The sequence below is a fragment of the Streptomyces hiroshimensis genome, assembly GCF_014650335.1.
GTDB classification, from domain to species: domain Bacteria; phylum Actinomycetota; class Actinomycetes; order Streptomycetales; family Streptomycetaceae; genus Streptomyces; species Streptomyces hiroshimensis.
This window is the reverse complement of the sequence record NZ_BMUT01000013.1, coordinates 42,616-67,489: the sequence shown is the minus strand read 5'-3', so window position 1 is coordinate 67,489 and position 24,874 is coordinate 42,616. Positions and strand designations below refer to the sequence as shown.

Below are 24,874 nucleotides of genomic sequence, written 5' to 3'. Positions count from 1 at the left end.
ACTCGGCGTGGTCGACGCCGGCCGGGGCGGGGGCCGGGGCGTCAGCGGATCGCAACCGCGGGGGTTCCACTGTGGCGTGACTGTGACAGGAAGTGTGGAATGTGCCACGGCGGCCCGGGGTCCGGTCCTGGTCGAATCGTCACATGCTTCGTGTCTTTCGCGTTCTTCCTGTCGCCCTGACGGGCGTCCTGCTGCTCACCGCGTGCGGTACTCAGAGGGCGGATCCACGGAGTGACGGCCCGGCGCGGACACGGGTGCCCGGTTCCCCGGACTCTCCCGGGGATTCCTCCTGTGAGCCCCGGCCTTCCGGCGCGGCTTCCGCCCCCGGCTCTTCGGCCCCGCCCGGAGGATCTTCCAGCGGGCAGGACAAGGGCGGGGTCAGGATCACCGGCGTGAGCCGGGGTGAGCCTCCCTGTGCCGGGTTCGAGCTCACCAACCATGAGAGGGAACCCTTTACTTACACGGTCGCCTTCACGTTCCTGTCGGAGTCCGGGGAGGCCCTGGAGACGGTGAAGGAGCCGGTGCCGTCGGTCGGTCCCGGTCGGACCGTCAAGCGCACTGTCACCATGAGCGGGCTCCGTCCTCCGGGTGCGGGAAAGGCCGTACAGGTGCGGATTGCGCGGGTGAGGGGTGTCCCCGCTGCCGAAGCCCCGTCCCAAGGGGGCGCCTGCCCGTCTTCGGGGGTGCATGTGTACGCGGACGAGGGAGATGCCGCCATGGGGCTGCGCGTCCTGGGACTGCACCTGGAGAACTGCGGCACTCAGGCCTACCGGCTCAACGGCTACCCGCAGCTCCAGCTGATCGACGAGGACCACCGGCCCGCAGACGGGGTGAAGGTCCTTCAGGGCGGCAGCGCCATCGCGTCCGGTACAGGAGCGGACGGGTCGCCTCAGTCGCTCGTGCTGCAGCCCGGCGAGCAGGCGTACTCCGGCCTGGTCTGGCGCAACACCGTCGGGGGCGGCGATGCCGTGAACGTCCCCTACGTGAGGGTGCGGGCGCAGTCCGGTGCTCCTGCGGTGATGGTGACTCCTGAGCTCGACCTCGGCACGACGGGACAGCTCGGCGTCGGTCCCTGGAAGAAGGACGGGACGCGCGGCCCGGGGGCCGGTGGTGCATCCGGTGCGCAGGCGCCTGAAAGGCCGCCGGGTCCCGGGGCCGCTGCCCCTGCACAGCGCCCGTGAGGCTGGTTGGCGCAGAATCACTCGCCGTACTCCCGCCCGCCGGAGCGGGCCTCCTCGGCGTCGAGATCCGTCCGGGTCAGGGGTGTCGCAGCGCGATCAGGTCGATACCGTTCGGGTTCGTCAGATCGATGGTGTCCGGTTCCGGTACGATCCGCGCTTCCCGGGCGTACCGGAGGCACGTGACTTCGATGTTTCCGGGTGATCCTTCATTCCGCAGCCCCACCTGGACTCCGGTCTTGTTGTTGTATCCGTCCATCAGCTCGGCGTTGCGGGTCCACCCCGGGTTCGATCGCCCGTCGATTTCATGGGCCGCGGCCATCCGCTCGGCGAATCCCCGGTTGGCGCCTTCCGTCATCAGACCGTTCCACATGCAGTGCCGTGCGGCGTCGATCCGGTTGTCGTCGGTTGCCGTCGCTTCGGGGAAGGCCTCCTTCGAGCGGTTGTACGCCGGCCCACGCGCGTTGCGCACCCGGAAGCAGTCGTAGGGCTCGTTCTCGCATACGCTGCGCTGCTGGATTCCGGTGGCCCACCAGGCGTCGAGGGCGTCGCCCTTTGCCGCGATCGTGGGGAACTCGATCGGATAGGCAGTCGAGTTGCCGAGCTGCAAGCGCAGCCTGTTGCCTTCGAAGCCGGCCCGGACCGGCACTGCCGCTCCGGTGGAATCGAAACCCATGGGCAGCCCGACACCCGCGACGATGACTCCCTTCGAGTCGGTGAGTTCCACCCGCTGAGGCGTTGCACGAAGGCTGTAACCGGCAGGGGCCCCGAGGAGCAGGTCCAGCGACGTGGGTGCGCTGTTGTCCAGCCGGACCAGCGACACCTCCAGCGAGCCGTCGCCGGCGACGCGCTGGAACCGGGCTTTGAATCCGGGGCCGTTCAAGACGACGCCTTCGGCCACTGTTTCAGGCCGGAGCGGTCCGGACGACGGTAGGCCCAGCGACAACGAAACCCCCGGGGCGAGGGGAACCGTCAGGCCGGAACTGTAGATGCGGTCGTGCTGGAACTGCTGCTCCTGGACCCCGCCCGGATGGGTGACCGGGTCAGCCGTCGGATAGCCGTAGGAACTCGCCTCGTAGCCTGCGCGGGACCACTGATCGAGGATGGAAGCGGTGACCGGACGTGCCCCTGTGGCGGGCGACCAGTAAATGACGCCGTGCTCGAAACGGTTCATGCGGCCTTGGCCGTCGGGCAGCTTGATCTCATCGCTGACCGGGTAGCCGAGCCAACCGCCTTCCCATCCGGCTTCGCCCCACTTGTCGCGGATGGCTCCGGTGACGTAGTAGGCGTCGTTGAGCCGCCAGTAGACGGTGCCGCCCTGAAAGTACTGGCGTCGCCCGATGTTGTCGGGGTTGACGATCTCGTCCGAGGTCGGATATCCGAGCGGCCCGGCTTCCCAGCCGTTGCGCTGCCAGGCGGCGAAGAAGTGATTCACGACTGGGTGTGCGCCGCTGTCCGCCGACCAGTAGATGGGCCCGTTCTGGAACACCGAGCGTTTACCGTGCCCGTCAGGGTTGGTCAGCTCGTTCGATGCCGGGAAGAGCAAGAAGCTGTTGGGGCCGCCGAGCTCGTTGTACTTGTCACGGATCGCACCGCACACCTCGTACGGTGCCGGCCAGTACACCTGGCAATCGGCTGCAGAAGAGGACGCCGCATGCGGCCGCGCCTCGGTGGCCCCGGACTTGGCGAGCAGTGCGGCTTCCATCGTCTCGGCCTTGTCGGCCTGCTTCTTGGTGAAGCCCTCCGGGATCACTTCGCAGTCCGATCGCATGTGCCCCGGTGCGACCGACGTCTTCGGGTTCTTCGTCGGTACCCACCGGGCCGGCTTTGCCTTCCGGCCGGACGGGACCGTCGAGCAGGGCGCGGCCGAAGGCGTCATGGACGGCTGGGCGTGTGCCACGCCGCCTCCGCCGGCAAGCAAGGACAGTAAGGACAGTAAGGAAACCAAGGACACCAGGGCAGTCGCTACCGGCGCACTTCTTACCATCCGTTGTTTCCGACGTATGACCATCGAATCCCTCTCTTCGCTGATCGCACAGTCTGTCCGGGCGGCCCCGGTGGCAGCGGCACCAATTCAGGCCAAGCTGGGCCCGTCGTCGTGGCCCGCGTACTCGGTGCTCGGTGCTCGGTGCTCGGTGCTCGGCGATCGGCGATCGGCGATCGGCCGGAGTGAGCTCTTGTCAGTGCCGTATGGCAGGGTCTGTCGCACGAGCACGGAACGAAACGAGGAGTTCGGGATGACGGGGGCCTGGGACGAGGCGCGCGTGGTGGAGCTGGCGCGGCGGCTGAGGGAGGCGGAGACCGGCGGCTGGAGCGGGCCGGCGCTGCGGGCAGCGGTGGAGGGCCTCGGCTGGCAATGGCTGGACAGTGCAGCCGGACCGCGGCTGGTCACGGGTCCGGAGCCGGACGCGTCCCCGCAGTGGGCGCCCCGGCTGCGCCCGACGGGCCGCTTCGAGAAGGACTATGTGCCTGGTGGCGAGGAGTATGTGGGGCTGTACGTGCCCGTGGCGCTGCCTGAAGGCGGTGCCGTGGGGAAGGCGGCGGCCTTCCGGGCGGTCGCCGAGGCGTTGACGCAAGAGTTCGGCCCTGCCCCCGTCATGGGCGTCTACGGCGACCCCGGGCCGTTCTACGACTCCGCCCCGCTGTGGGGCAGCCCGTTCCTCCGCTGGCGCGACCGGGAGAACACGCTGGAGCTGCACGCCGGCGAGCACGGCCCCGAACTGCTGCTGCAGCCTACCGATCCGGTGGAGAACTGGTTCTGGCGGCAGGGACACGGCGAGCACTACGCCCTCGGCGGGTTCTTCGGCTCCCGTAACACCCCCGCCAACGCGGGCCTGGGCTTCCCGGGCCGCTGGCGGACCGACGACTGGGAGGTCTTCTCGCGCGCCCTCGGCGACTTCCTCCACACCCTCCCGGCCGAGACTCACGCCCTCGGTATCGAACTGGACCTGGGCTTTCACGCTCTGGTGCCCGGCACCTACGGCCCGGTCGTCTTCCACCTCGCCTGCGGCGAGCGACTGGAGATCGTCTACGACGCGGAGTCGCTCGGAGAGGGCATCGCCGATCCGGGCTCCTTCGGCTGGATACCGCACGCCACCCGCCCGGCCGCCCTGGACCACTGGCTTGAAGCCCCTTACCACTCCGGAGACTTCGGCATCGGCGAGGTGGACGGCCCCCGGCTGGCCCGGATGATGGTCGACACCCTGCGCGACCTCGGCGTCGCCTCCCCGGAGGACCTCAGCCTGACCGACCACGCGCAGCGGGTGGGGGACTACCACGTCGACTACTACGGCCTGACCCTGCAGGAGAACCCCTAGCCGACGTACTGCCACGTCGTGGGGCACCCCCCGAGCAGGGGGTGCCCATGGACGAGCAGACCCGACCGGAACGGTGTGCCGTTCAAGGGGTTTACGCCTGTGCCCCCGTCAGCGCGTGCCGGATGTGGTCGCTCAGGCGGGGCAGCCAGTCGGACCGTGTGGTGCCGAGGAGGTGATCCCCGTGAGGGACGGACAGGTAGGTTCCGAGCGGTGCCAGACGAGCCAGCGGCTCGCCGTTGGTCACGCCGGGAATGACGTCCTCGTCACCGTCCACGACCAGCAGCGGGGCCGCGATGCGGGGTGCCAGGGCGGCAAGGTCAACGTGGCGGGCGAAAGCGCGGGCGGCGTCGGCTCCTCCGGCACGCCGGGCCATGATGTCGCGTACGGGCTCGGGAAGTTCCTCCCAGCCGAGGCGGAAGGGACCGCTGACGGTTGCGGCCGCCGCCACGCGCGGCTCCAGCGCCGCGGTCCGGGCCGCGAAGTAGCCGCCCAGGCTGAGGCCGACGAGCCCGATGCGTGCGACGCCGAGGGCGTCGATGACCCGGCCCACGACCTGCTCGTAGTCCGGCCTGAGAGTCGTCGTGGCCGCGAGGACGCCCTGCCCGGGGCCGTCCATCGCGAACACGGCCAGCCCTCTGGCCAGCAGTGCGGACACCACGTCGAGAAACTCTTCCTTGGCCGAGTCCAGGCCGGGGACGACGACCACGGTGCCGGGTGCGTCGGAGGGGCCGCGCAGCCAGCCGGTGAATCCCTCGCCGCTCACGCGCCGGGCGCCGGGTTCGAGCGCAGTGAGCGCCCTGCTCAAGGCGTCGTCCGCCTCGGCGGCGGCACGGCCGGCCTCCGCGTACGGCGCCAGCGTGGCAAGGTGGAACCACCGGGCCGCCATCAGCAGGTGTTCACCCGCCGAGACCGACGATCCCGCCTCGTCCGCGCGGTCCAGGTATGCCCATCCGGTGTTCAGGAAGGACGGTCCCCAGTCGGCGACGGAGGTGAGGCCGCCGGTGACGCGCCGGTACTCGTGGGGGTCGACTCCCGCGCCGGTGGCGTGTGACCACTGGGCGGCGGCGAAATCGGTGGCGTTCATCGTGCTCCTTCGGTCAGCAGGACGGCCTTGCCGCGTATCCGGCGCTCTCGCAGGTCGACCAAGGTGCCGGCGGTCTCCGCCCAGTCGGCGATCCGGCCGATCTCCGGGTGCAGCCGGCCCCGCTCCACCAGGCGCACCAGGGCCGCGAGATCGGGCCCGTAGGGGGCACCGGCGTAGTGGAAGTGCCGGATCGTGACACGCTCGGGCCCTTTGAAGAGCTCGAAGAAGTCGAGGGTCACCGGACGGCGGCTCGCCTGCCCGAACCAGACGAGCAGGCCGCCCGGGCGCACCTTGGAGAGAGCGATGGGCAGATCGGCTCCGCCCGTGGACTCCAGCACGATGTCGAACGGCCCCTGAGCCGCCGCGACGTCGTGCACCACCTGTGCGCCCAGCTCTTCGAGCCGTTCGCCGCGCACCGGCGTGGCCGTCACCGCGGTGACCTCGGCCCCCGCCCCCACGGCCAGCTCGGTGACGTAGTCGCCGACGCCGCCCGAGGCGCCCGTCAGCAGTATCCGCCGGCCGGCCGCGGAACCGGCCGTACGCAGCAGCCGCAGGGCGGTGATCCCGGCCAGGGGCAGGGCCGCCGCCCGTACGCTGTCGATGCTGTCCGGGAGCACGGCGAGAGAGTGAGTGGGCACGGCCGCGTACTCGGCCCAGCCGCCCAGCGCCGGATGCCCGACCACGCGGGCGCCGACGCCGGGGCCCGAGCCGTCGGCTGCGGCCTGCACGACGAGCCCCGCGATGTCCTTGCCGGGCAGCAGCCCCGGCCGGGGGCTTTCGAGGAGGAACGTCTCGCCCCGGTTCGGTGCGAACGCCTCGACCTTGACCAGTACCTCATCGGGTTCCGGGACGGGCCGGGGAACCTCGGCGAACGCGACCGGGCGCGTGGCATCCCCTGTGGGAATCAGTCTTTGCATGCCGAGGATGTAACCCCGGCGGCCACGCCGCGATCCAACAACGAACGAGCAAGAGTGACAACCTTTGGTTGTCACCTATGGAGATCCCCGGGCTGCGCTGCGTCCCTGTGGGCCTGCGGGGAAGGGGTCTCGGTGGCGGGCGCCCTGCCCTAGGATCGTTTTATGCGCCGCGCGCTCATCCTTGGCGGTACCGGCCTGATCGGCCGGGCCGCCGCCCGGCGGCTGCTGGCCGTCGGCTGGAAGGTGGATGTCACCGGCCGGGACCCCGCGCACCTTCCGTACGAGATCGCTGCCGCGGGAGCTGGATTCATCGGGGCGGACCGGGCCGACGAGGTTCAGCTTCGGGCTGCGCTGGGAGACGGGGCCGACCTTCTTGTCGACTGTCTCTGCTACACCGCCGCTGATGCCCGGCTTCTCCTGCCCCTGGCCGGAAACGCGACCTCTACGGTGCTGATCTCCAGCCGGGCCGTGTACGCCGACGCTGACGGCAACCACGCCAACTCCGATGTCCGGCCCCGCTTCGACGGCCCTGTCCGGGAATCCCAGCCCACCTTGGCCCCCGGTGACATGGACTACCGGTCCCGGGAGGGCTACGGCCCCAACAAGGTCGCCGCCGAGCACGTCGCCCTGGACAGCGGCCTGCCCATCACCGTGGTACGCCCCTCCCTCGTCCATGGTGCGGGCGCGGCCTGCCCACGGGAATGGGTGTTCGTCAAACGTGCCCTGGACCGGCGCGGCTCCGTGCTGCTCGCCCACGGCGGTACCGGGGTCGTCCACCCCACGGCCGCGGCCAACGTCGCCGCTCTCATCGAAACGGTCGCCGGCAGGCCCGGGGCGCGCATCCTCAACTGCGCGGACCCCGACGCACCGAGCGCGCTGCAGATCTCCCGTACCATCGCCCGCCACCTCGGGCACACGCGGGAGGAAGTCCTGCTCGACGCGACGGCCCCGGACACGCTGGGGCGGACCCCCTGGGACTCGCCCCATCCGGTCGTACTCGACATGTCCGCCGCCGAGCGCCTCGGATACCGGCCGGACGGGGACTACGCAGCGACAGTCGCCGCTGAGATCGACTGGCTCGTCGCCGCGGCCCGAACCGGCGACCGGGCAGGGGCTCTACCCAGTGCGGCTGACCCGTACTTCAGCCGGTTCTTCGACTACGCGGCCGAGGACGTGTTCCTCGCCGGGCACACATGCTGAGGAGGGCCTGCAGGCATGGAGTTCTTCTGCTACCACCGCGACCGGCCCGGATCCGCCGCGTGGCGCAACGTACTGGGGCGCACGATGCGGGATCGCGCCGGTGGCCGGACCGCCGGCAAGCGGTACCTGGTGCTCGGCCTCGGTTCGGGGCAGGCCGCCGACCTCGTCGTGCCGCCCGGCCGGGACGAGCTGATCGCGTACGGGCAGTCTCGGAGGCCGTCTCCGGCTGAAGCGCTCAGTTGCCGCGGCGTACCCGGGCCGCCTTGCGGGCCTCGGCGAGTTTACGGGCCTCGACGGCCTTGCGGGACTTGCCGCCGGTGGGGCGGGAGGCGTCCTTGCTGCTGCCCAGGCCGCGGAAGGGGGTGTTCGCGTTCTTGGCGCGGGGTGCGGCAGGCCCGCCGTCGAGCGGGGTGCCGGAGGGGGCCTTGGCCCCGGTGATCCGGCTCAGCTCCGCCTCACCCGAGCGCACCTTGGTGATCGTCGGCTCGATGCCGGCCTCGGCCATCAGCCGGCTCATCTCGCGGCGCCCGCCTGACAGCACCAGCGTGACGACGCTGCCGGACCGGCCGGCCCGGGCAGTGCGCCCCGCGCGGTGCAGATAGTCCTTGGGGTCGGTGGGCGGGTCGACGTTGACCACGAGGTCGAGGTCGTCGACGTGCAGACCGCGGGCCGCGACGTTGGTCGCCACCAGGACGGTGATCCGGCCGCTCTTGAACTGTGCGAGGGTCTGTGTGCGCTGCGGCTGGGATTTGCCGCTGTGCAGGGCCGCGGCGTGCACTCCGCTGGCCCGCAGATGCCGGGTGAGCTGGTCGACCGCGTGCTTGGTGTCCAGGAACAGCAGGACGCGGCCGTCGCGGGCGGCGATCTCCGTGGTGACGGCGTACCGGTCGGGGCCGTGGACGACGAGCACGTGGTGGTCCATCGCCGTGACCGCACCCGCCGACGGGTCGACCGAGTGGAGGACGGGGTCGTGGAGGTAGCGGCGGACCAGCTGGTCGACGTCGCGGTCCAGGGTGGCCGAGAACAGCATCCGCTGGCCGTCGGGGTGCACCTGTTCGAGCACCTCGGTGACCTGCGGCAAGAAACCCATGTCGCACATCTGGTCGGCCTCGTCGAGGACGGTGATCCGCACCCGTTCCAGGCGGCAGGCCTTGCGCTCGATGAGGTCGTGCAGGCGGCCGGGGGTGGCGACGACGACCTCGGCCCCGTCGCGCAGCGCAGCGGCCTGCCGGCCGATCGACATGCCGCCGACGACCGTGGCCATCCGCAGCCGGAGCGCGTCGGCATACGGCGCAAGCGCCTCGGTGACCTGCTGGGCCAGCTCCCGGGTGGGTACCAGGACCAGGGCGAGGGGCTGCTTCGGCTCCGCGCGCCGCCCGGCCGTCCGGGCGAGCAGCGGGAGGCCGAAGGCCAGCGTCTTGCCCGATCCGGTGCGCCCGCGCCCCAGGACGTCGTGTCCTGCGAGGGCGCTGGGCAGCGTGGCCGCCTGGATCGGGAAAGGCTCGCGCACGCCGAGCTCGGTGAGCGTACGCAGCAGCTCGGCCGGCAGTCCGAGGCCGGCGAAGGAGGTGACCGGGGCCACCGCCGGGGTGAGGGGTGCCGACGGGGCGGGGTCGCCGTGCGCGGTGCCGAGGCGGTCCGGGTGGTTCATGAAGAGCCTTCCGCATGGGGAACATACCGAGGAAGGCCCGGCAGGAACGAGCAGCCGACGAGCGACGGAAAAACGACAGAAAAACGCCGGAAACCAGACGGAGTACGGAGGGAATCGCCGACCGTCGCGACCGTCCAAACACTTGAGGTTAACACAAAGTGACATTTCGGCCCGGTGCTGTGGTACTGACCGCTTCCCCTGCGGTACCGGCCGGGGCGGGGGGTGGTGCTGTTCCGTGCCGGCCGGCCAGGCCGTATCACAGGACAGCACCCCCGGTGCACGCTCGCTCAGACCTCCGCTGCGGTCGCTTCCCCGGTTGCCTCGCCTTCCAGGCCTTCAGGCGCCGTCGCCGGGCCTGCCGAATCCGGCGCGGCACCTCCCTCGCCATCTCCCTTGATCGCGGGCGCGGTGTAGAACACAGAGCCCTGCTTCCGCTCGCGCTCCAGGCGCCCCTTGGCAACGAGGGCCTCAACCGTGCTGCGCACCACCGGGCCGCTCACGACCCGCTCCGGGTGGGCCTCGCCCAGTTCCTTGACGACCTCGCTGACCATCCGCGGCTGACCGTGCCGGGAGAGGACACCGAGAACCAGCTCACCCAGCGTGGGACCGTCGCCCCTCCTGGCACGCGTCCCCGGCGCCTGGCCCGTGCCCGCGCGCCCGGCCTGTGCCGTCTGCTTCCGGCGGCCCGGGGAAGCGGCCGGCTTCTTCCCTTGACGTGCCCGTGGAACGCCTCCCGCAGCCGCGGCGCCGCCGGGCCTGCCGGATGCCCCGGCCTCCTCTCCCGAGGCTCCCTGTTCCCCGGCCAGGCTGCCCCGCATGCCGGACAGCCAGGCGTGCTCCGTCTCCAGCGTCTTGAGGCGGGCGCGGAGAACCTCCTGCTCCTTCTCGTTTTTCTCCAGGTCAGCTGCGAACTGCGCTGCATACTGAGCCTGGATGCCGGCGCCGTCCATCCTGTCGGTCATGACCGCTCCCTCACCTGGACTGGTGTATTGCTGCGGGATGTTACCCATCCCGGCGTGGTGTCAGTACCACCTGCCCCACAAGTAGACCCACCAGTCCGGGTGACGGCCGCTGATTCTCACGCCGGGCTCAGGGGGTCCCGGCGTGCCAGGAGCCGGTACGCGTCGGTCACGCGCGCACCGGACGGCAGGAGCCCGGTGAGCCGGTCGGCGGCCTTCGCCGCGAGGAGCAGGGGGATCGCGCCGACGAACATCGCCGTGCGGACCGCCTTCCGCAGCCGTGTCGGTGCGGCGGGGAACCAGGGCGCGTCGGGGGCGGGAGCGGCGTTGTGCACGCGGAGGAAGGCGGAGTACAGGAGGTTGACGGGGCCGTTGAAAGTGCAGCGCTCCTGGGCGACCACCGTGAATCCCAGGTCCTCCAGACGGCGCCGGAGGTTCGCCATGGGCATCAAATGCAGATGCTGCGGCTGGAACCAGGGCATCCACCAGCGGCCCAGGATGCGGCCGAACCGGCATTCGGGGTCGGGCACTTCGATGAAGAGGTGACCGCCGGGACGGACGACCTGGGCCGCGGCCTGCAGCTCTCGCAGCGGATGGACCGTGTGCTCCAGGTAGTGCTGCATGCTGACCACGTCGTACGCGTCCGCCAGCGTGGGAGCCAGATCCGGGAACAGGCCGCGGTGGGCGCGGTCGATCCATCCCCGCCGGACGGCCGACTCGACGCCCTCGCCCCGGTCGAGGCCGTCGAAGACCGTGTCGGGGAACCGGTCCGCGGCGGCCGCGCAGAAGTGACCGTGCCCGGTGCCGACGTCCAGCCACGTCTTCGGCCGGACGTGAGGGGCCGCGAACGCGGCGCGCTGCTCGTACGCCCTCCGGAGGCTCGCCCAGGTCTCCCCGGCGCGCTCCTCCCAGAAGCCGTCGTAGAAGTCCCGGTAGTAGAAGTCCAGACCGTCCTCGTTCAGCTGCGGATTCTGGAAGACGTGACCGCAGTCCAGGCACTGGTCGAGGGTGAAGCTGCCCGGCTTGCGCTGCAGGAGGTCCGTGGTGTGCAGGCATCGCCGGAGGCGTCCGGCATCACACCAGGGGCAGGTGGTCCGGGGCGGGTGCAGGAACCGGTCCACGCCCTGGCCGAGGGCGTCACGGTAGGAGGCCCGCTGCTCGGGAGTGGGGGGCGGTGACGAATGACGCACGTGGGAACTCCTGGGGGAGGAGGGACGGTTCGTGGACGGGTCGGCCGAAGCCACGTTCACAGGGCTCGGGCTTGTGTCCGTATCGCCGCGGTGCGGGCGGCGAGATGTTCGAGGTGTGTCGCTGCGGCGGCCGCGCCTCCCGCCGCGCGGAAGGATTCCCCCACGCGCCGGGCCGCTGCCCGGAACCGCGACTCGCCGAGGACGGCGTCGAGAGCCGCGCCGATCCGGTCGGCGGTCGCGTGCCGGAACCGGACGCGCAGCCCGGCCCCCGCCCGGACGACCTGGGAGGCGATCACGGGCTGGTCGTACCGGATGGGTGCGACGACGAGGGGCAGCCCGTGCCACAGGGCCTCGCAGACGGTGTTGTGCCCGCCGTGGCAGAGCACGGCCGAGCACCGCTCCAGCAGGGCGAGCTGGGGCACGTGCGGCAGGACGATGATCCCGTCACCGGTGTCGCGCACGGTGCCGGACGGGTCGGCGATCACCGCTTGGACCGCCTCGGACCGCTCGCGCACCGCCGCGGCGCAGGCGGGGAGGAAGCGCGCACCGGCATCGCCGCTCACCGTGCCGAGCGTGATCAGCACGGTGGGGCGCGCGTCGTCCAGGCGGTGCCAGGGGAAGTCTCCGGGGGAGGGCCGAGGGGCGAGGGACGGTCCGACCAGCCGTACCTGCGGGCCGAAGCGCCCGGCCGGACCCGCCAGGGCTTCGGTGGTGAACATCAGGACGAGCTGGTCCGAGCGGCGCGGATCGGATCGGCTGTCCCGTACGCCTGTGCGTTTCCGCAGGTCCTGGATCCGCTCGTCGGCCCATGCCTGCAGTTGCGGCGTGCCGGTGAGCGCCGTGAACTCCGCCGACGTGGTCGCCGAGGTGGCCCAGGGGATCCCCAGATGGTCGGCGACCAGGCCTCCCGCGAGGGCCTGCTGGTCGGCGACGAGCACGTCCGGCCGGAATTCCCGTACGGCCGCCCGGACTCCGGGTGCCATGGCCTCGGCGAGCGGTTCCAGACAGTCCACCCAGAGGGATCGCAGTGCCGCCGCTCCCCGCTGCTCGCCGGGCGGAGACGACGCCCCTGGAGCCGGTCCTCCTGGATCCGGTCCTCCTGGATCCGGCCTTTCCGGATCCGGCGTCCCCGGGGCCGCGCAGGGGAACACGGTCGCCCGTGGCCCCACCAGCGGCCCCACGGCGTACGGCAGGCCCGCCCAGGCGACGCGGTGGCCGCGCCGGACCAGTTCCCCCGCGACCCCGACGGTGGGGTTGACGTGTCCCGTGAACGGCGGCACGACGAACAGGAAACCGCTCATGGCCGGCCGCTCCTCACGTCCGGTGCCCCGCTGCCCCGGCCGTGTCCCCGTGGAGGCACGAGACGACGTAGTCGACGATGTCGCCGACCGTGAGGTACATGATCTGGCTGAGGTCGAGCCCTGCGAAGTACTCGGCCAGGTTCACCCGCTCCCCGTACGCCGTGGCGAGCCGGCCGCCCAGGTCCGCGAAGTCGATGCTGACCATGTCCAGGTCCTCGTGGAGCCCGGTCTCCCTGGTGATCTCCCCGTCGTGGAAGTCGTCCACGGGCTCCCCGAGAACGGCGCCGATCATTTCGAGGACCTCCTCGAGCACCACGGTCCCGTCCGCGGGACCCGTCGGCGCCGGCGTCGGCCTTGTCCGTTCGTCGTTCATGTCGTCCCTCATTCCTGGGTCTGTTCCTCGATCGCTTCCTCGGCCACGTCCTTGGCTGCCTGCCCGAGCCCTTCGTCCGCCGCGCCGGTCGTCCACGCGACGACGTAGTCCCTCGCGGTCAGGCCGGGAGGGTTGCCGATGCGCCGGCACCGCACGGACCAGGCGCCTGTCCCGGCCGCCACCACGAGCCCGTCCGGGCGGGCGCTGAGCACAGTGAAGTCACGGGGGCTGCCCCGCAGACCGGTGCCCTCCGCCTTGGCCACCGCTTCCTTCGCCGCCCAGAACCGGGTGAACCACAGAGCCTCCGGTTCGCCCGTCCCCGCGCACGCGGAGGCGAGCAACCGGCGTTCAGCCGGCCCCAGGGCGAACTCGTGGAGGTGCGCAGGCCGTTCGGTGACCTCTTCGACGTCGATGCCCGCGCCGCCCGGCCCGCAGGGGTCGTGGTGCCGCACCAGGGCCACCCCGGTCTCGGCGCAGTGGGCGAGCGACACATCCAGTGGGGGCAGGGTCCGGCCGTGCACTCCGGTGACGTACGGTCTGCCCTGTTCGTCGTTGCCCACGTGGATCTCGGCGGGGAAGACCGGCCCTTCGCCCCGCTCCCACAGCCGCTGCCGTACCGCGTCCTTGACCGCGATCCGGCCGAGCAGCCACTGTCCCCGGCCGCGCGGCGGCTGCCGCTCGTAGGCGTGCCGTTCGGCGCGGCCCAGATGGTTGCGCATGACCAGGTCGCGGGAGGCGTTGTCGTGCCACCACGCGTGGAGCAGGCTCCATCCGCCGGATTGCGGGCGGGAGAGGGTGTGACGTCCGGGGAAGCGCTCCACCTTGCGGGTCTCGGGCAGGTTGTCGAAGCGCCGGTCCTGCCAGCCGGTGAGCTCGGCCCACACCCGGCCGCCCGTGACGAGCTGTGCGTCGGCTTCGAGCATGGTGTCCGTCAGCGAGACGATCCTGACGAGGCATTCCACCGGGGTGCCGGGTGCGGGCAGGGGGCCGGAGAAGCGGATGTGCCGGATGCCCACGGGGAGTACGGCGACCCGCTCGGCCCGGCTCGCCATGATCCAGTAGCCGATGAGCTGACCGACGTTGTCCAGCAGCGCGCCCGGCGTGGCAGAGGCGGATATCACCCCGCGCACGTGCTGTTCACCGATGGCTGTGATCTCGGTGAGGCCCTGGAACGACGGGCCGTGGAACATCCAGCGCTCGTCGTAGATCTGGGCCGCCGTGTGCTCGGGGGTGCGTTCGGCTGCCGGATCCGGGCGCGGTGCACCCTTGCCGGCCTGCGCGTACCGCGGCGCGAGCTCGACGGTCGCCCGTGCGCTCCGGCCGAAGGAGACGTCGAACCTGCCGGCGTCGTCCGGTGACGGGGTCCCCGTGATGCGTACGTCGACGGGCTCGGCGGCGGCCACCCACTGATCGAAGCGCACGTGGTGCACGGCGACCGCCCGCATGCCCGGGACGGCCCGTTCCGCCGCATGCATGAGGTGGTGGACGATGGTGGTGCCCGGGACGACGGGTCTCCTGTCGTCCAGATCGGGCCAGCCCGGCCGCTGGTGGATGAAGCAGTGGTCGAGCAGGTACGGCATCGCTTCTACGGAGACGGGCAGCACTGTCTGCCATCCGCGGCCTGGCGTGCCGGCGTCGCCTGGCGAGGCGGCATCGCCCGGTGTGGCGGCGCCGACGGATGCGGTGGCGTCGCCCGGCGAAGCGGCATCACCCGGTGCGGCGGCGTCGATCAGTGCCGCGGCGGTGGCAGCCGTCTCCCGGATGAGCGCCGCGAGCTCGGCGGCGGGAGGGAAGCGCCCGGCGGCCTCCTCCAGCGCGGTGACGCACCGGCCGACGGGATCGGCCCCGGGCCCACCGGAACTCGTTGCAGGGGTGCGGGCGAGCGCGAGGTCGCGGCGCAGCTCCGCCAGGTCCTGCCCGCTCAGCGAGACGAGCGTGCTGCCCAGGGCGAGCCGGGTCGGCGTCCGGGCGGTGACACCGGCCTGGCGCATTCCCGTGTGGACCGTGGCGGCACCGGGCGCGGGCGGCGGCAGGGTGGGGTCGATGCCGGCGCCGTGGGTCCACAGGGCCAGGGCCACGCGGCGGAGCTGGGCGAGTCCGTCCCTGCGGGGCGAGTCGGCGGCTACGGCGACGTGGTCCCTGCCCTCCAGCGTGGCGGAGACGAGCGAGGTGAGCTGTCCGGTGCCGACCTGGACGAACGCGCGGAACCCCGCGTCGTGCAGGGCCTCGGCGAGCGACCGGAAGCGCACCGGCTCCAGCAGGTGCCGGACGAACAGTTTCCGTACCTCCGCCGGGTCCGTGGGGTACGGAGAGGCGGTCGTCGCCGACCAGAGCGGGACACTCGGGGGTACCAGCTCCAGACGCTCCGCCTCCGCGGTGATCGGCTCCAGCCACGGGGCCAGCATGGGAGTGTGGAAGCCCGACTGGAACGGCAGGACGCGCCCGAACACCCCCTCGGCGCGCAGCGACCGGACGACCTCTTCGACCTGGGGGCGGGGGCCGCAGATCATGCACTGCCCGGGGGCGTTGTCGTGGGAGAGGACGACGCGGCCGTCTCCCCGCGCCGCCAGCGCGGCCTGCGCCCGCCGGGCCGAGGCGCCCAGCACCGCGAAGGCGAGACCGGGCAAGCGCAGCCGGTCGGGGTCGAAGGCGGCCAGGAGCCGGTCGACAGCCTCCCGCGCGTACATGCCGGCCATCGCCATGGCGCTCCATTCGCCGACGCTGTGGCCGGCGACGGCGTCTGGGACGATGCCCATCCGCCGCAGCGCGCCGTCGAGGAGGCGGCCGAGGGCGAACACCTCGACCGCATGGCGCCCGAGATCGCCCACGGGCGCCGGTGCTCCGGGCGGGCGGCCGGCGATGGGCGGCAGGCCGAAGTGCTCGGCGATCCCGTCCGCCCGGGGCGCGAACTCGGCCTCCAGGCCGGGGAAGACGAACGCGATCCTGCCCGTGGTGCCGGGGCCCAGGAGCGGGGCGGGCGCGTACCAGATGTCGTTGCGGCCGCGCCAGGGACGTCCCCCGGCCACCACGCGCGCGGCCAGCGCCCGCCGCTCGGGGGTCGGGGCAACGATGCCGAGCCGGACCCGGCCGGTGCCCCGGGGAGCTGCCGCCGCGTGGTCCTCCAGGGCCAGCAGCTCCGCGAGTTCCCGCGGGGTGTCCGCGGCCAGGGCCAGGACGCGCTCCGGCTCGCTCACGCCGGTCGCGGGCCTGAGGTGCCGCTGATTCCGCTGGTTCCGCGCACCGGTGGCGGGCGGCGGCTGTTCGAGGACGACGTGGGCGTTGATGCCGCCGAAGCCGAAGGCGTTGACGGCGGCGCGGCGTACGGCCGGGCCGGGCCCGCTCTCCCACGGCTCCGCCGTGCCCGTGACGCGGAAGCGCGTGCCGGCCAGCGCCGGATGCGGATCGTCGCAGTGCAGCGTGGGCGGCAGCACTCCGTGGTGGATCGCGAGGGCCGCCTTGACCAGCCCGGCCGCTCCGGCGGCCGGCATGGTGTGGCCGATCATCGACTTCACCGACCCGAGCACCGCGCGGTCGCCGCCCGCGGCAGGGCCGAACACCTCGGCCAGGGTGGCGAGTTCGGCGGCGTCCCCGGCCGGGGTCGCGGTGCCGTGGGCTTCGAGGAGTCCGAGGCAGTGCGGTGCGCGCGGGTCGAGGCCGGCGGCGCGCCACGCCTGCCGCACGGCCCGTACCTGACCGCCCGGGTCGGGGCTGAGGAGCCCCGAGGAACGGCCGTCGCCGGACACCCCGGTGCCGCGGACGACCGCATAGACGCGGTCGCCGTCCCGCTGGGCGTCCGCGAGGCGCTTGAGGACCACGACGGCCGACCCCTCGCCGATCAGGAGGCCGTCGGCGTTCCGGTGGAAGGGCCGGATGCGCTGGCTCGGCGAGAGGGCGCGCAGCTGGCTGAAGACGCTCCACAGAGTGATGTCGTGGCAGTGGTGGACCCCGCCGGCCAGCATCACGTCGCAGCGCCCGGTGGCGAGCTCGGCGACCGCCCGGTCGACCGCCACCAGGGACGAGGCGCAGGCGGCGTCGATCGTGTAGGCCGGGCCGCGCAGGTCGAGCCGGCCCGCCGTCCGTGACGCGACGAGGTTGGGCACGAGGCCGGCCGCCGCATCCGGGCTGTCGGCGCCCAGACTGCGGGTGAACGCGGCCCGGACGCGCTCGAGCTGACCGGGTTCCAGATCGGGTAGCAGCTCCCCGAGGGTACGCACCAGCTGGTGGGCGAACCCCACGCGCTGGGTCAGGCGGGCGAGCCCGGCCCCCATGTAGTTGCCGCGGCCCAGCACCACGCCCACCCGGTCCCGGTCGGGCAGCCGCTCCTCGCCGCCCGCGTCGGCCACGGCAGCCGCCGCCACGTGCAGCGCGAGCAGCTGATCGGGCTCGGTGCCGGGCACGGCAGCGGGCATGATGCCGAACCGGGCGGTGTCCACCACGGCGAACTCGTCCACGAATCCGCCCCGCCGGCAGTAGATGCGGTCGGCCCCGCGGGCACCGGCCGGGTCGTAGTAGCCGGCGTCCCACCGCTCCGCAGGGACGTCGGTGATCGCGTCCGTGCCGGCCGTCAGGTTCCGCCAGTACGCCTCCAGACCGGGCGATCCGGGCAGCAGCACGGCCATCCCGATGACGGCGACCGGCGGTACGGGGGTGACGGGTGTGTGCGTCACGGTCACCGGCCCGGGGCGGTGTAGACGACGGCACCGGACCGGACGCCGCCCCAGGCGAGTTCGTCCAGCAGGGCGCGCGCACCCTCGCGGGGGTCGATGAGGCCGATTCCGCGTCGGGCGTACGCGCGGCCGAGCTCCGGGGTGACCATCCCCGGGTGGGCTCCGGTGGGGGCCCACGGCCCCCAGTGGACGGTCAGGGCCCGGCCTCCCGTGCGGGCCGCCCACTGGGCGCCCAGCTCCTCCAGTGCGTCGTTGGCCGCCGCGTAGTCCGCCTGGCCCCGGCTGCCGAGCGCCGCGGCGACGCTTCCGAAGAGCACGACGAAGGCGGGAAGGGCCGGCAGTCCTTCGAGCGCGCCGAGCAGCGTGGCGGCGCCGTCCGCCTTGGTGGCGAACACCCGCTGGAAGGACTCGGCGGACTTCTGCGCGATCAGCCCGTCCTCGATCACGCCCGCCCCGTGGACGACGCCGTCGAGGCGACCGTACTCGGCATGGATCTCCTTGACCGCCCGGCACACGGCCTCCGGTTCCCGCACGTCCACCGGCCGGTACCGCACGCGGGCGGCGACACCCTTCAGCTCGTCCATCGTGGCGGTGATCTCGCGCTGTGCCAGGATGCGCGCGCTCTCCTTGCGGATCTGTGACGGCGTCAGGCCGCCCCGGGCCGCGAGCACACCGCACAGCGCCGTGCCGTCGCCCGCTGCGGCGATGGCGGGCTCCTCGTCCGGGCCGGGCCAGGGCGTACGGCCCAGCAGTTCGATCCGGCAGCGGGTGGCGGTCGCCAGGGCGACGGCGAACCGTGCCGTGATGCCGCGGGCCCCGCCGACCAGGACGACCACCGAGTCGCGGTCCAGTCCGGCGGCGGCCGCGGCCTCGTAGTCGCTCTCCTGCCCCGCAGGGGCGTCCTCAGGGCGGACGATCGGGGCCTCCTGCAGCTCCAGGCCCTGCCGGCCGGCACCGGTCCGCAGCACGACCGGGGCGTCCCGGTCGTCGGAGAGGATCTCCGCGGCGAGGGCGTCGGCCACAGCGGACGCGGGCAGGCAGGGGGACAGTTCCACGAGCCGGGCCGCGGCCTGCGGATACTCCCGGGCCACGGCGCGGAACAGCCCGCGCAGGCCGGCCGTGCGGGCGTCGTGCCGCGCGGCGGCCCGGACGGCCAGGAGCCAGTGCGGGTCGCACCGCAGGGCGGCCTGGACGACAGGAAAGGCGCCGGGGAGCACCGGCAGGTCCGAGCCGGTCAGCGGGCCGAGGAGCACCACGCCGTCCACAGGGCCGTCCTGCTCGCTCAGCAGGTGATCGGTCGGCAGGGTCATGGTCTGCGCCCCGTGCCGCTCCAGCCGGGCTGCCAGTGCGGTGGCCACGTCGGCGTCGCCGTCGGCTTCGCCGCCACCGCCGAGCAGCGCGAAGCGTCGCCCGGCGAGGCGGGAGGACGGCGCGGCGACAGGAACGCCGTCGAGCGGGACGGGCCCGAGCCGGAACCGCCTCGGGACTCCGCCGGAGGCCGGCACCGGCACCGGCCGCCCGGGGTGCGCGTCCGGTGGGGCCCCGGCGGCGATCTTCCTGACCAGCCATGCCGCGGTGGCTGCCGCGGTACGGGCCTTGCCGAGCTCTTCCAGCTCCTCGTCACCGAGGGCCGCCGCACCGTTGTCGGTGCCGAGACCCGCGCGCTGGGCGAACTCGCCCGCGATCTCGGCCCGCTTGATGGAGTCGATGCCGAGATCGGCGTCGAGATCCAGGCCCGGGTCGATCATGTCGAGCGGATATCCGGTGCGCCTGCTGATGACCTCCGACACCAGCTTCAGCGCCTCCGCCTCGGTCAGGGCCGCGGGCGGCGTGGCGGGGGCGGGCGCCACCGCCTCCGGTGCCGGACGCGCGGGAGCCTCGGCCGGAAGCACGGAAGCCCGGGCCGGACGCAGGGAAGCCCGGGCCGGGAGCGTTACGGGCTCCTGCGGCCCGGCTCCGAAGTACCCCAGCAGCACATCGCGCTGGGCGGCGATCATGTCCCTGCTCGTGCGCAGGAAGTCGGAGATCAGCTCGTCCTTGTCCGTTCGTGGACCACCCTCGTGGTGCGGGGCCGTCACCGCCGGGGCAGCGATGCGCTGGGCCGGTGCCGGCCCGCCGGGCACGGGTTCACCGTCCCGCGTGCGAACCAGGTGCCCGTCGACGGTCCAGCCCGGCCGCTCCTGCGGCAAGGGTTCGGCGTCGACGGCGTCACGGCCGCGGAACATCCAGGCGGTGAGCACCGGCAGCCCGGCGACTGCGAGCGCGGCCAGGGAGTCGAGGAATCCGGGCAGCTCGCGGCCGTCCTCCCCGAGGCTTCCCGCGCAGGCGACGGCCCGGTGCGGCCGGCCGGCGAGGATCGACCCGACGAGGCCGGTGAGCACGGTGCCGGGCCCCGCCTCGACGAAGACCCGGGCCCCCGCCGCGTACATGGCCTCGATCTGCTCCGTGAAGCGCACCGGCGCACCGAGCTGCCCGGCCAGTTCCACACGCAGCACGTCCGCCGAACTGCCGTGCTCGGCGGCCGTCCGGTTGGACCAGACGGGGAACTCCGCCTCGCCCAGGGCCTCGCGCTCCAGCGCCTCGGCGAACCGGCCCTCGGCCGCCGACACGAGCGGGCTGTGGAAGGCACAGGCCACCGGGATACGGGTCGCGGAGCGGCCTGCGGCACGTACGGCCTCCACCGCCGCGTCGACCGCCTCCACCGGCCCGGAGACGACGGTCTGGGAGGGGCCGTTGTAGTTGGCCACGACGACCCGGCCGGACAGCCCCGCGTCCGCGAGAGCACGTTCGACGTCGGAGGGTCCCGCGGCGACCGCCGCCATGCCGCCCGGCCCGTCCGCGTGCGCTCCGGCGGCCGTGTGGATCGCGTTCGCCCGCTCGGCGCTCAGGCGCAGCAGGGTACGGGCGTCCATGACGCCTGCCGCGCAGAGCGCCACGAGCTCCCCGTAGCTGTGCCCGGCCGCCATGTCGGGCCGGATGCCGGCCGTTTCGAGGAGGGTGTACGCGGTGAGGCCGACGATTCCGAGCGCCGGTTGTGCCGCTCGGGTGTCGGTGAGGCGGGCCCGGCGCTCCGCTCGCCGCGCGTCGTCGAACGCGGCCGGGGGGTGGAGGAGGGCGGCATGGTCAGGGCCGAGGTGGAGGTGGCGCTGGAGCTCCGGGAAGGTGACGAAGAGGTCCGCGAGCATGCCGGGGCGCTGGCTGCCCTGGCCGGGGAAGAGGAAGGCGACCTTGCCGGGGTCCGTTCCCGTCTCCGTCCCCCTCCTCTCCGGTTCCGCGACGTGGATGCCAGGTGCGGTGCCGCCCCCGGCTGCCGGGCCGCCGTCGGCCTCCAGGGCGCTGCGCAGCTTGCGCGCGAGGTCGCCGAGGTCGGCGGCGACCAGGGCGATGCGGACCGGCTCCCGGCCGGCGTCGGCCGTGCGGGAGGCCGTCAGGGCCAGGTCACGCAGGCGCCGCGGCCGTCCGGCGGCGTCGTTGGCCTCGGCCAGTTCCAGCATCTTCCCTACCGCGCGCAGGGCGGAGGGCAGGTCGGCGCCGCGGAAGAGGAAGAGCTCGGCGGGCCAGGCGTCCAGGCCGTGCCGCGGGGGCATGCCCGCCTCGTGGGCGGCGAGCACCGCGTGGAAGTTGGTGCCGCCGAAGCCGAAGGCGCTGAGCCCCGCGACCCGCTCGGCGGCCGGGGCCGCCCACGGCCGGGCCCGGGTGTGGAAGACGAAGGGGCTCTCGCCCTCCCGCCAGGAGGGGCCGGGCCGCTCCAGCTGCGCGGTCGGCGGTGTGACGCCCGTGTACAGCGCCAGGGCGGTCTTGACGAGACCGGCCAGGCCCGCGGCGCATTTAGTGTGCCCGATCTGTGCTTTGACGGACCCGAGGGCACAGCTTTCCGGCCGTGCCCCGGCCGCGGTGAACACCTCGTCGAGGGCGGCCATCTCCGTACGGTCGCCGACGACGGTGCCCGTTCCGTGGGCCTCGACCAGCCCGACGTCGGCGGGCGAGACGCCCGCGCTCGCGTAGGCCCGCTCCAGGGCGGCGCGCTGGCCCTGCGGACACGGCGCGGTGAGGCTGCGCGACCTGCCGTCGCTGGAGCTGCCCATCCCCTTGATCACGGCGTAGACGCGGTCGCCGTCCCGTTCGGCGTCGGCCAGCCGCTTGAGCACCACGCAGGCCACACCCTCGCCGAGGACGGTCCCGTCGGCCGCGGCGTCGAACGGGCGGCACCGCCCTGTCGGAGAGAGCGCCTGGACGGAAGTGAAGAGGGCGTAGTCGGCGATGCCGTTGTGCAGGTCCGCGCCCCCGCACAGGACGAGGTCGCTGCTGCCGGTGACCAGTTCCTTGCAGGCGGAGTCGAGCGCGGCGAGCGACGAGGCGCACGCCGCGTCCACGGTGTAGTTCGCGCCGCCCAGATCGAAGCGGTGGGCGATGCGTCCGGAGACGACGTTGGCCAGGATGCCGGGGAAGGAGTCCTCGGTGGGCGTGGGCAGTTGTTCCGCCAGGCCGGGCGGCACCGAGCCGAAGTAGGAGGGCAGGACCGCGCGCAGGGTGTAGGCGTGGGACAGCTCGCCTCCGGACTCGGCGCCGAAGACCACGGAGGCGCGGGAGCGGTCGAAGGGCCTGCCGCCCCGGCCGCCGTCGCCGTATCCGGCGTCGTCCAGAGCCCGGCGCGCGGCCTCCAGCGCGAGCAGCTGCACCGGATCGGTGCTGCCCAGGGTGGTGGGCGGAATACCGTAGCGCAGCGGGTCGAAGGGGATGCGCGGCAGGAATCCGCCCCACTTGGAGACGGTGGCCGCGCCGTGGTGGAGGGCGGGGTCCCAGCGGTCGGCCGGCACCTCGGTGACGGCGTCGGCGCCGCTGAGCACGTTGGCCCAGAAAGCGGCCATGTCGGGTGCGCCCGGGAACATGCAGGCCATGCCGACGACGGCGATGTCCAGCGGCCGGGAGACGGCCGCCTTGGACGCCTGCCCGGCCGGGCCCTCCTCCGGCACGCGGCGCAGCTCCTCGGCGCGCCGCTCCAGGAAGTCCGCGGCCCCGTCGGTCACGGCGCGGTGCAGGGCTGCGACGGTGGTGACGCGGGAGCGCAGCGCCGCGACGTCCCCGGCCATGAACAGGCCCTCGTGGAACTGCCGGTCCTCGCCCACCGGCACCGGTTCTCCGCCGGGGCCGCGTTCGACGCCCCGGCTGGCCAGCCGCAGCCGTCCGACATTGTGCCGCTCAAGGGTCTCCCAGCGCTGCCGCGCCGGTACGCCCTGCGCCTGGAGCCGCTCCTTGAGCGCGCCGAAGCCCTCCGTGACGGGGGTCGTGAGGCACCGGGTGGCGTGGCCCGGCGCCGTCTCCAGCAGGGTCGTGCGGTGCGCGGCCAGCATCTGCCGCTGGAAGAGCGGCTGTACGGCGCCGCAGGCGACGGCCTCTTCCGTGAACAGGTAGGCCGTTCCCATCAGCAGGCCCACCGCGACGCCGCGCCGGATCAGCGGGGCGGCCAGGGCGGCGACCATGGCGGCGGACCGCTCGTCGTGGATGCCGCCCGCGAAGAACACCTCTATGCGGCCTTCCCGGGCACCGGCCGCTTCGCGGGCGTCCCGGCCCCCTTGCCCGGCCAGGAAGTCCGCGAGCACCGCAATCTGCGCTTCCCACAGCGGGAAGCTGTTCCGCGGACCCACATGACCGCCGCACTCCGCGCCCTCGAAGACGAACCTGCGGGCCCCGGCCCGCAGGAACCGCCGCAGCAGGCCGGGCGAGGGGACGTGCAGGAACGTGGCGATCCCGGCCTCTTCGAGGGCGGCGGCCTGGGCGGGCCGTCCGCCCGCGATGACGGCGTGGCTCGGGCGTACCTCCCGGATGACGTCGAGCTGGGCGCCCCGGATCCCTTCCGGGGCGAAGCCGAGCACGCCCACGCCCCAGGGCCGCCCGGCGAGGGCCGCCGCGGTGTCGCGCAGCACGGCGCGCGCCCGGTCCGGCGGCGCCAGGGCGAGCGCGATGAAGGGGAGCCCGCCCTCCGCGGCCACGGCGGCGGCGAACGCGGGCCGGTCGCTGACCCTGGTCATCGGGCCCTGCGCGACGGGCAGCCGGACGCCCAGCGCCTCGGCCGACGCCGAACCGGGACGCAGCGCCGAGGCGGCCGTGCCGTCGTGGAAGCCGTCCTCGACCGCCTCCGTCAGGGCCCGGACGGTCCGGGCCACCGTCTGCCAGCGGTCGGCGAAGACGGAGGCCAGGAAGCCGTCCTGACCCACCGGCAGGCGCCCGGCGCGCGGATCGCGGCGCAACAGCTCCCGGTGACCGTCGACGACGGTGGTCTCCGAACCGTCCATGGCGCGGATGTCGGCCGCCGCCCGCCCGCCGAGGCCGGACTCCGCCAGCAGCGCGAGCTGGCTGTCCAGGACGACTCCGGCCGCCCCGCCCGCGACGGCCGCCGCGGCGGTCCGCGGCCCGATGCCACCGCAGGCCCACACGGGGACGGTCACTCCCGGCTCGCCGAGCACCTGCTGCAGGAGCACGAACGTGCCGACGGGGCCGACCCGGCCGCCGCTCTCACCGCCTCGCGCTATGACGCCGTGCGCTCCGGCCCGCACGGCCGCCAGGGCCTCCTCAACGGTGGTGACCTCGACCAGCACCCGGTACGCGCCGGCCGTCTCACGGACCGGCCAGTCCGCCCCCACGCCGAGCACCACCGTGTGCGGGGCGGTCCCGTCCCCGGCCGGCCCCGGGGCGAGATCGTCGGGTGCGAGCCGGCACCCGGCGGCGACCCGTACGCCGTACCGCCGGCCCGCGGTCCAGCGGCGCACCTGTTCCAGCTCCTCACGGGCCCGCCGGCACCCCGTGCCGAGGTCGAGCACGCCGAGGCCTCCGGCACGGGTGAACGCCGCGACGAGCCTGGCGTCGGGGGCGCCGAAGGGGCTGATCCCGATGAGCACGTCACGGAAGGACGCATCGGACACGGAGACACTCCTCTGCAAGGGGAGACCCGGCATTCCATGACAGCCCCTCTGAGATGTCTGCGACAGAGCGCACACAGGGGGCGCACGCGCACAGGAGGGAGCACGCGTAAGCAGGTC

At 73.4% G+C, this 24,874-nt stretch carries 13 protein-coding genes and 1 pseudogene; 4 read left to right on the top strand and 10 right to left on the bottom strand.

The genetic code is table 11. The features are described 5' to 3' along the window. Positions 1–143 precede the first annotated feature (143 nt). Complete coding sequence (locus IE241_RS34845) at positions 144–1,181, top strand: DUF4232 domain-containing protein (RefSeq protein WP_190024417.1); 1,038 nt, start codon at positions 144–146, stop codon at positions 1,179–1,181. A 76-nt stretch (positions 1,182–1,257) separates the two neighbouring features. Here the strand turns inward: IE241_RS34845 and IE241_RS34345 are convergent, their stop codons facing one another. Further along, positions 1,258–3,078, bottom strand: a complete 1,821-nt coding sequence (locus IE241_RS34345) for an LGFP repeat-containing protein (RefSeq protein WP_229899857.1) — start codon at positions 3,076–3,078, stop codon at positions 1,258–1,260. Positions 3,079–3,415: 337 nt separating this feature from the next. Here IE241_RS34345 and IE241_RS26810 point away from each other — a divergent pair, with 337 nt between their 5' ends. Then, the gene (locus IE241_RS26810) at positions 3,416–4,495 is read left to right on the top strand and encodes a hypothetical protein (RefSeq protein ID WP_190024416.1); all 1,080 of its coding nucleotides are present in this window, start codon (positions 3,416–3,418) and stop codon (positions 4,493–4,495) included. 91 nt (positions 4,496–4,586) lie between these two features. Here the strand turns inward: IE241_RS26810 and IE241_RS26805 are convergent, their stop codons facing one another. Further along, positions 4,587–5,579: an alpha/beta hydrolase family protein gene (locus tag IE241_RS26805; protein WP_190024415.1), complete on the bottom strand. Its 993-nt coding sequence runs from the start codon at positions 5,577–5,579 to the stop codon at positions 4,587–4,589. Further along, positions 5,576–6,496 (bottom strand): zinc-binding dehydrogenase, encoded by a 921-nt coding sequence (locus IE241_RS26800; protein WP_190024414.1) that lies wholly within the window; start codon positions 6,494–6,496, stop codon positions 5,576–5,578. Before IE241_RS26800 ends, IE241_RS26805 begins: the two co-directional genes overlap by 4 nt. 162 nt (positions 6,497–6,658) lie before the next feature. On the opposite strand from IE241_RS26800, the gene IE241_RS26795 reads away from it, so the two are divergent. Next, positions 6,659–7,696: an NAD-dependent epimerase/dehydratase family protein gene (locus tag IE241_RS26795; protein ID WP_190024413.1), complete on the top strand. Its 1,038-nt coding sequence runs from the start codon at positions 6,659–6,661 to the stop codon at positions 7,694–7,696. A 60-nt stretch (positions 7,697–7,756) separates the two neighbouring features. Then, a pseudogene (locus IE241_RS35105) lies at positions 7,757–7,900 on the top strand (YciI family protein); the annotation flags it as partial. Between the two features lie 31 nt (positions 7,901–7,931). Here the strand turns inward: IE241_RS35105 and IE241_RS26790 are convergent. The 7 genes from IE241_RS26790 to IE241_RS26760 form a co-directional block, all read right to left on the bottom strand. Continuing rightward, positions 7,932–9,347 carry a DEAD/DEAH box helicase gene (locus tag IE241_RS26790; RefSeq protein WP_190024412.1) on the bottom strand — a complete coding sequence of 472 codons (1,416 nt, stop codon included), beginning with the start codon at positions 9,345–9,347 and terminating at the stop codon, positions 7,932–7,934. 287 nt (positions 9,348–9,634) lie between these two features. Beyond that, entirely contained in the window at positions 9,635–10,309 is a 675-nt protein-coding gene (locus tag IE241_RS26785; protein ID WP_190024411.1) for a hypothetical protein, read from the bottom strand. A gap of 116 nt (positions 10,310–10,425) precedes the next feature. Further along, positions 10,426–11,496, bottom strand: coding sequence for a class I SAM-dependent methyltransferase (locus IE241_RS26780; RefSeq protein ID WP_190024410.1), 1,071 nt, complete (start codon positions 11,494–11,496; stop codon positions 10,426–10,428). A 56-nt stretch (positions 11,497–11,552) separates the two neighbouring features. After that, positions 11,553–12,797, bottom strand: coding sequence for a glycosyltransferase (locus IE241_RS26775; protein WP_190024409.1), 1,245 nt, complete (start codon positions 12,795–12,797; stop codon positions 11,553–11,555). Between the two features lie 13 nt (positions 12,798–12,810). After that, entirely contained in the window at positions 12,811–13,170 is a 360-nt protein-coding gene (locus IE241_RS26770; protein WP_229899855.1) for an acyl carrier protein, read from the bottom strand. 8 nt (positions 13,171–13,178) lie between these two features. Beyond that, on the bottom strand, positions 13,179–17,843 hold the full coding sequence (locus IE241_RS26765; RefSeq protein ID WP_373300770.1) for a beta-ketoacyl synthase N-terminal-like domain-containing protein: 4,665 nt from the start codon (positions 17,841–17,843) through the stop codon (positions 13,179–13,181). Beyond that, the gene (locus IE241_RS26760) at positions 17,840–24,757 is read right to left on the bottom strand and encodes a type I polyketide synthase (protein ID WP_229899853.1); all 6,918 of its coding nucleotides are present in this window, start codon (positions 24,755–24,757) and stop codon (positions 17,840–17,842) included. The genes IE241_RS26765 and IE241_RS26760 overlap by 4 nt, the downstream gene beginning before the upstream one ends. Positions 24,758–24,874 lie beyond the last annotated feature (117 nt).

Excerpts from the sequence above, each read along its gene's own strand:
- IE241_RS34845 (WP_190024417.1), top strand. The coding sequence starts at position 144 with ATGCTTCGTGTCTTTCGCGTTCTTCCTGTCGCCCTGACGGGCGTCCTG.
- IE241_RS26805 (WP_190024415.1), bottom strand. The coding sequence starts at position 5,579 with ATGAACGCCACCGATTTCGCCGCCGCCCAGTGGTCACACGCCACCGGC.
- IE241_RS26800 (WP_190024414.1), bottom strand. The coding sequence starts at position 6,496 with ATGCAAAGACTGATTCCCACAGGGGATGCCACGCGCCCGGTCGCGTTC.
- IE241_RS26795 (WP_190024413.1), top strand. The coding sequence starts at position 6,659 with ATGCGCCGCGCGCTCATCCTTGGCGGTACCGGCCTGATCGGCCGGGCC.
- IE241_RS26810 (WP_190024416.1), top strand. The coding sequence starts at position 3,416 with ATGACGGGGGCCTGGGACGAGGCGCGCGTGGTGGAGCTGGCGCGGCGG.
- IE241_RS26770 (WP_229899855.1), bottom strand. The coding sequence starts at position 13,170 with ATGAACGACGAACGGACAAGGCCGACGCCGGCGCCGACGGGTCCCGCG.
- IE241_RS26775 (WP_190024409.1), bottom strand. The coding sequence starts at position 12,797 with ATGAGCGGTTTCCTGTTCGTCGTGCCGCCGTTCACGGGACACGTCAAC.
- IE241_RS26785 (WP_190024411.1), bottom strand. The coding sequence starts at position 10,309 with ATGACCGACAGGATGGACGGCGCCGGCATCCAGGCTCAGTATGCAGCG.
- IE241_RS26790 (WP_190024412.1), bottom strand. The coding sequence starts at position 9,347 with ATGAACCACCCGGACCGCCTCGGCACCGCGCACGGCGACCCCGCCCCG.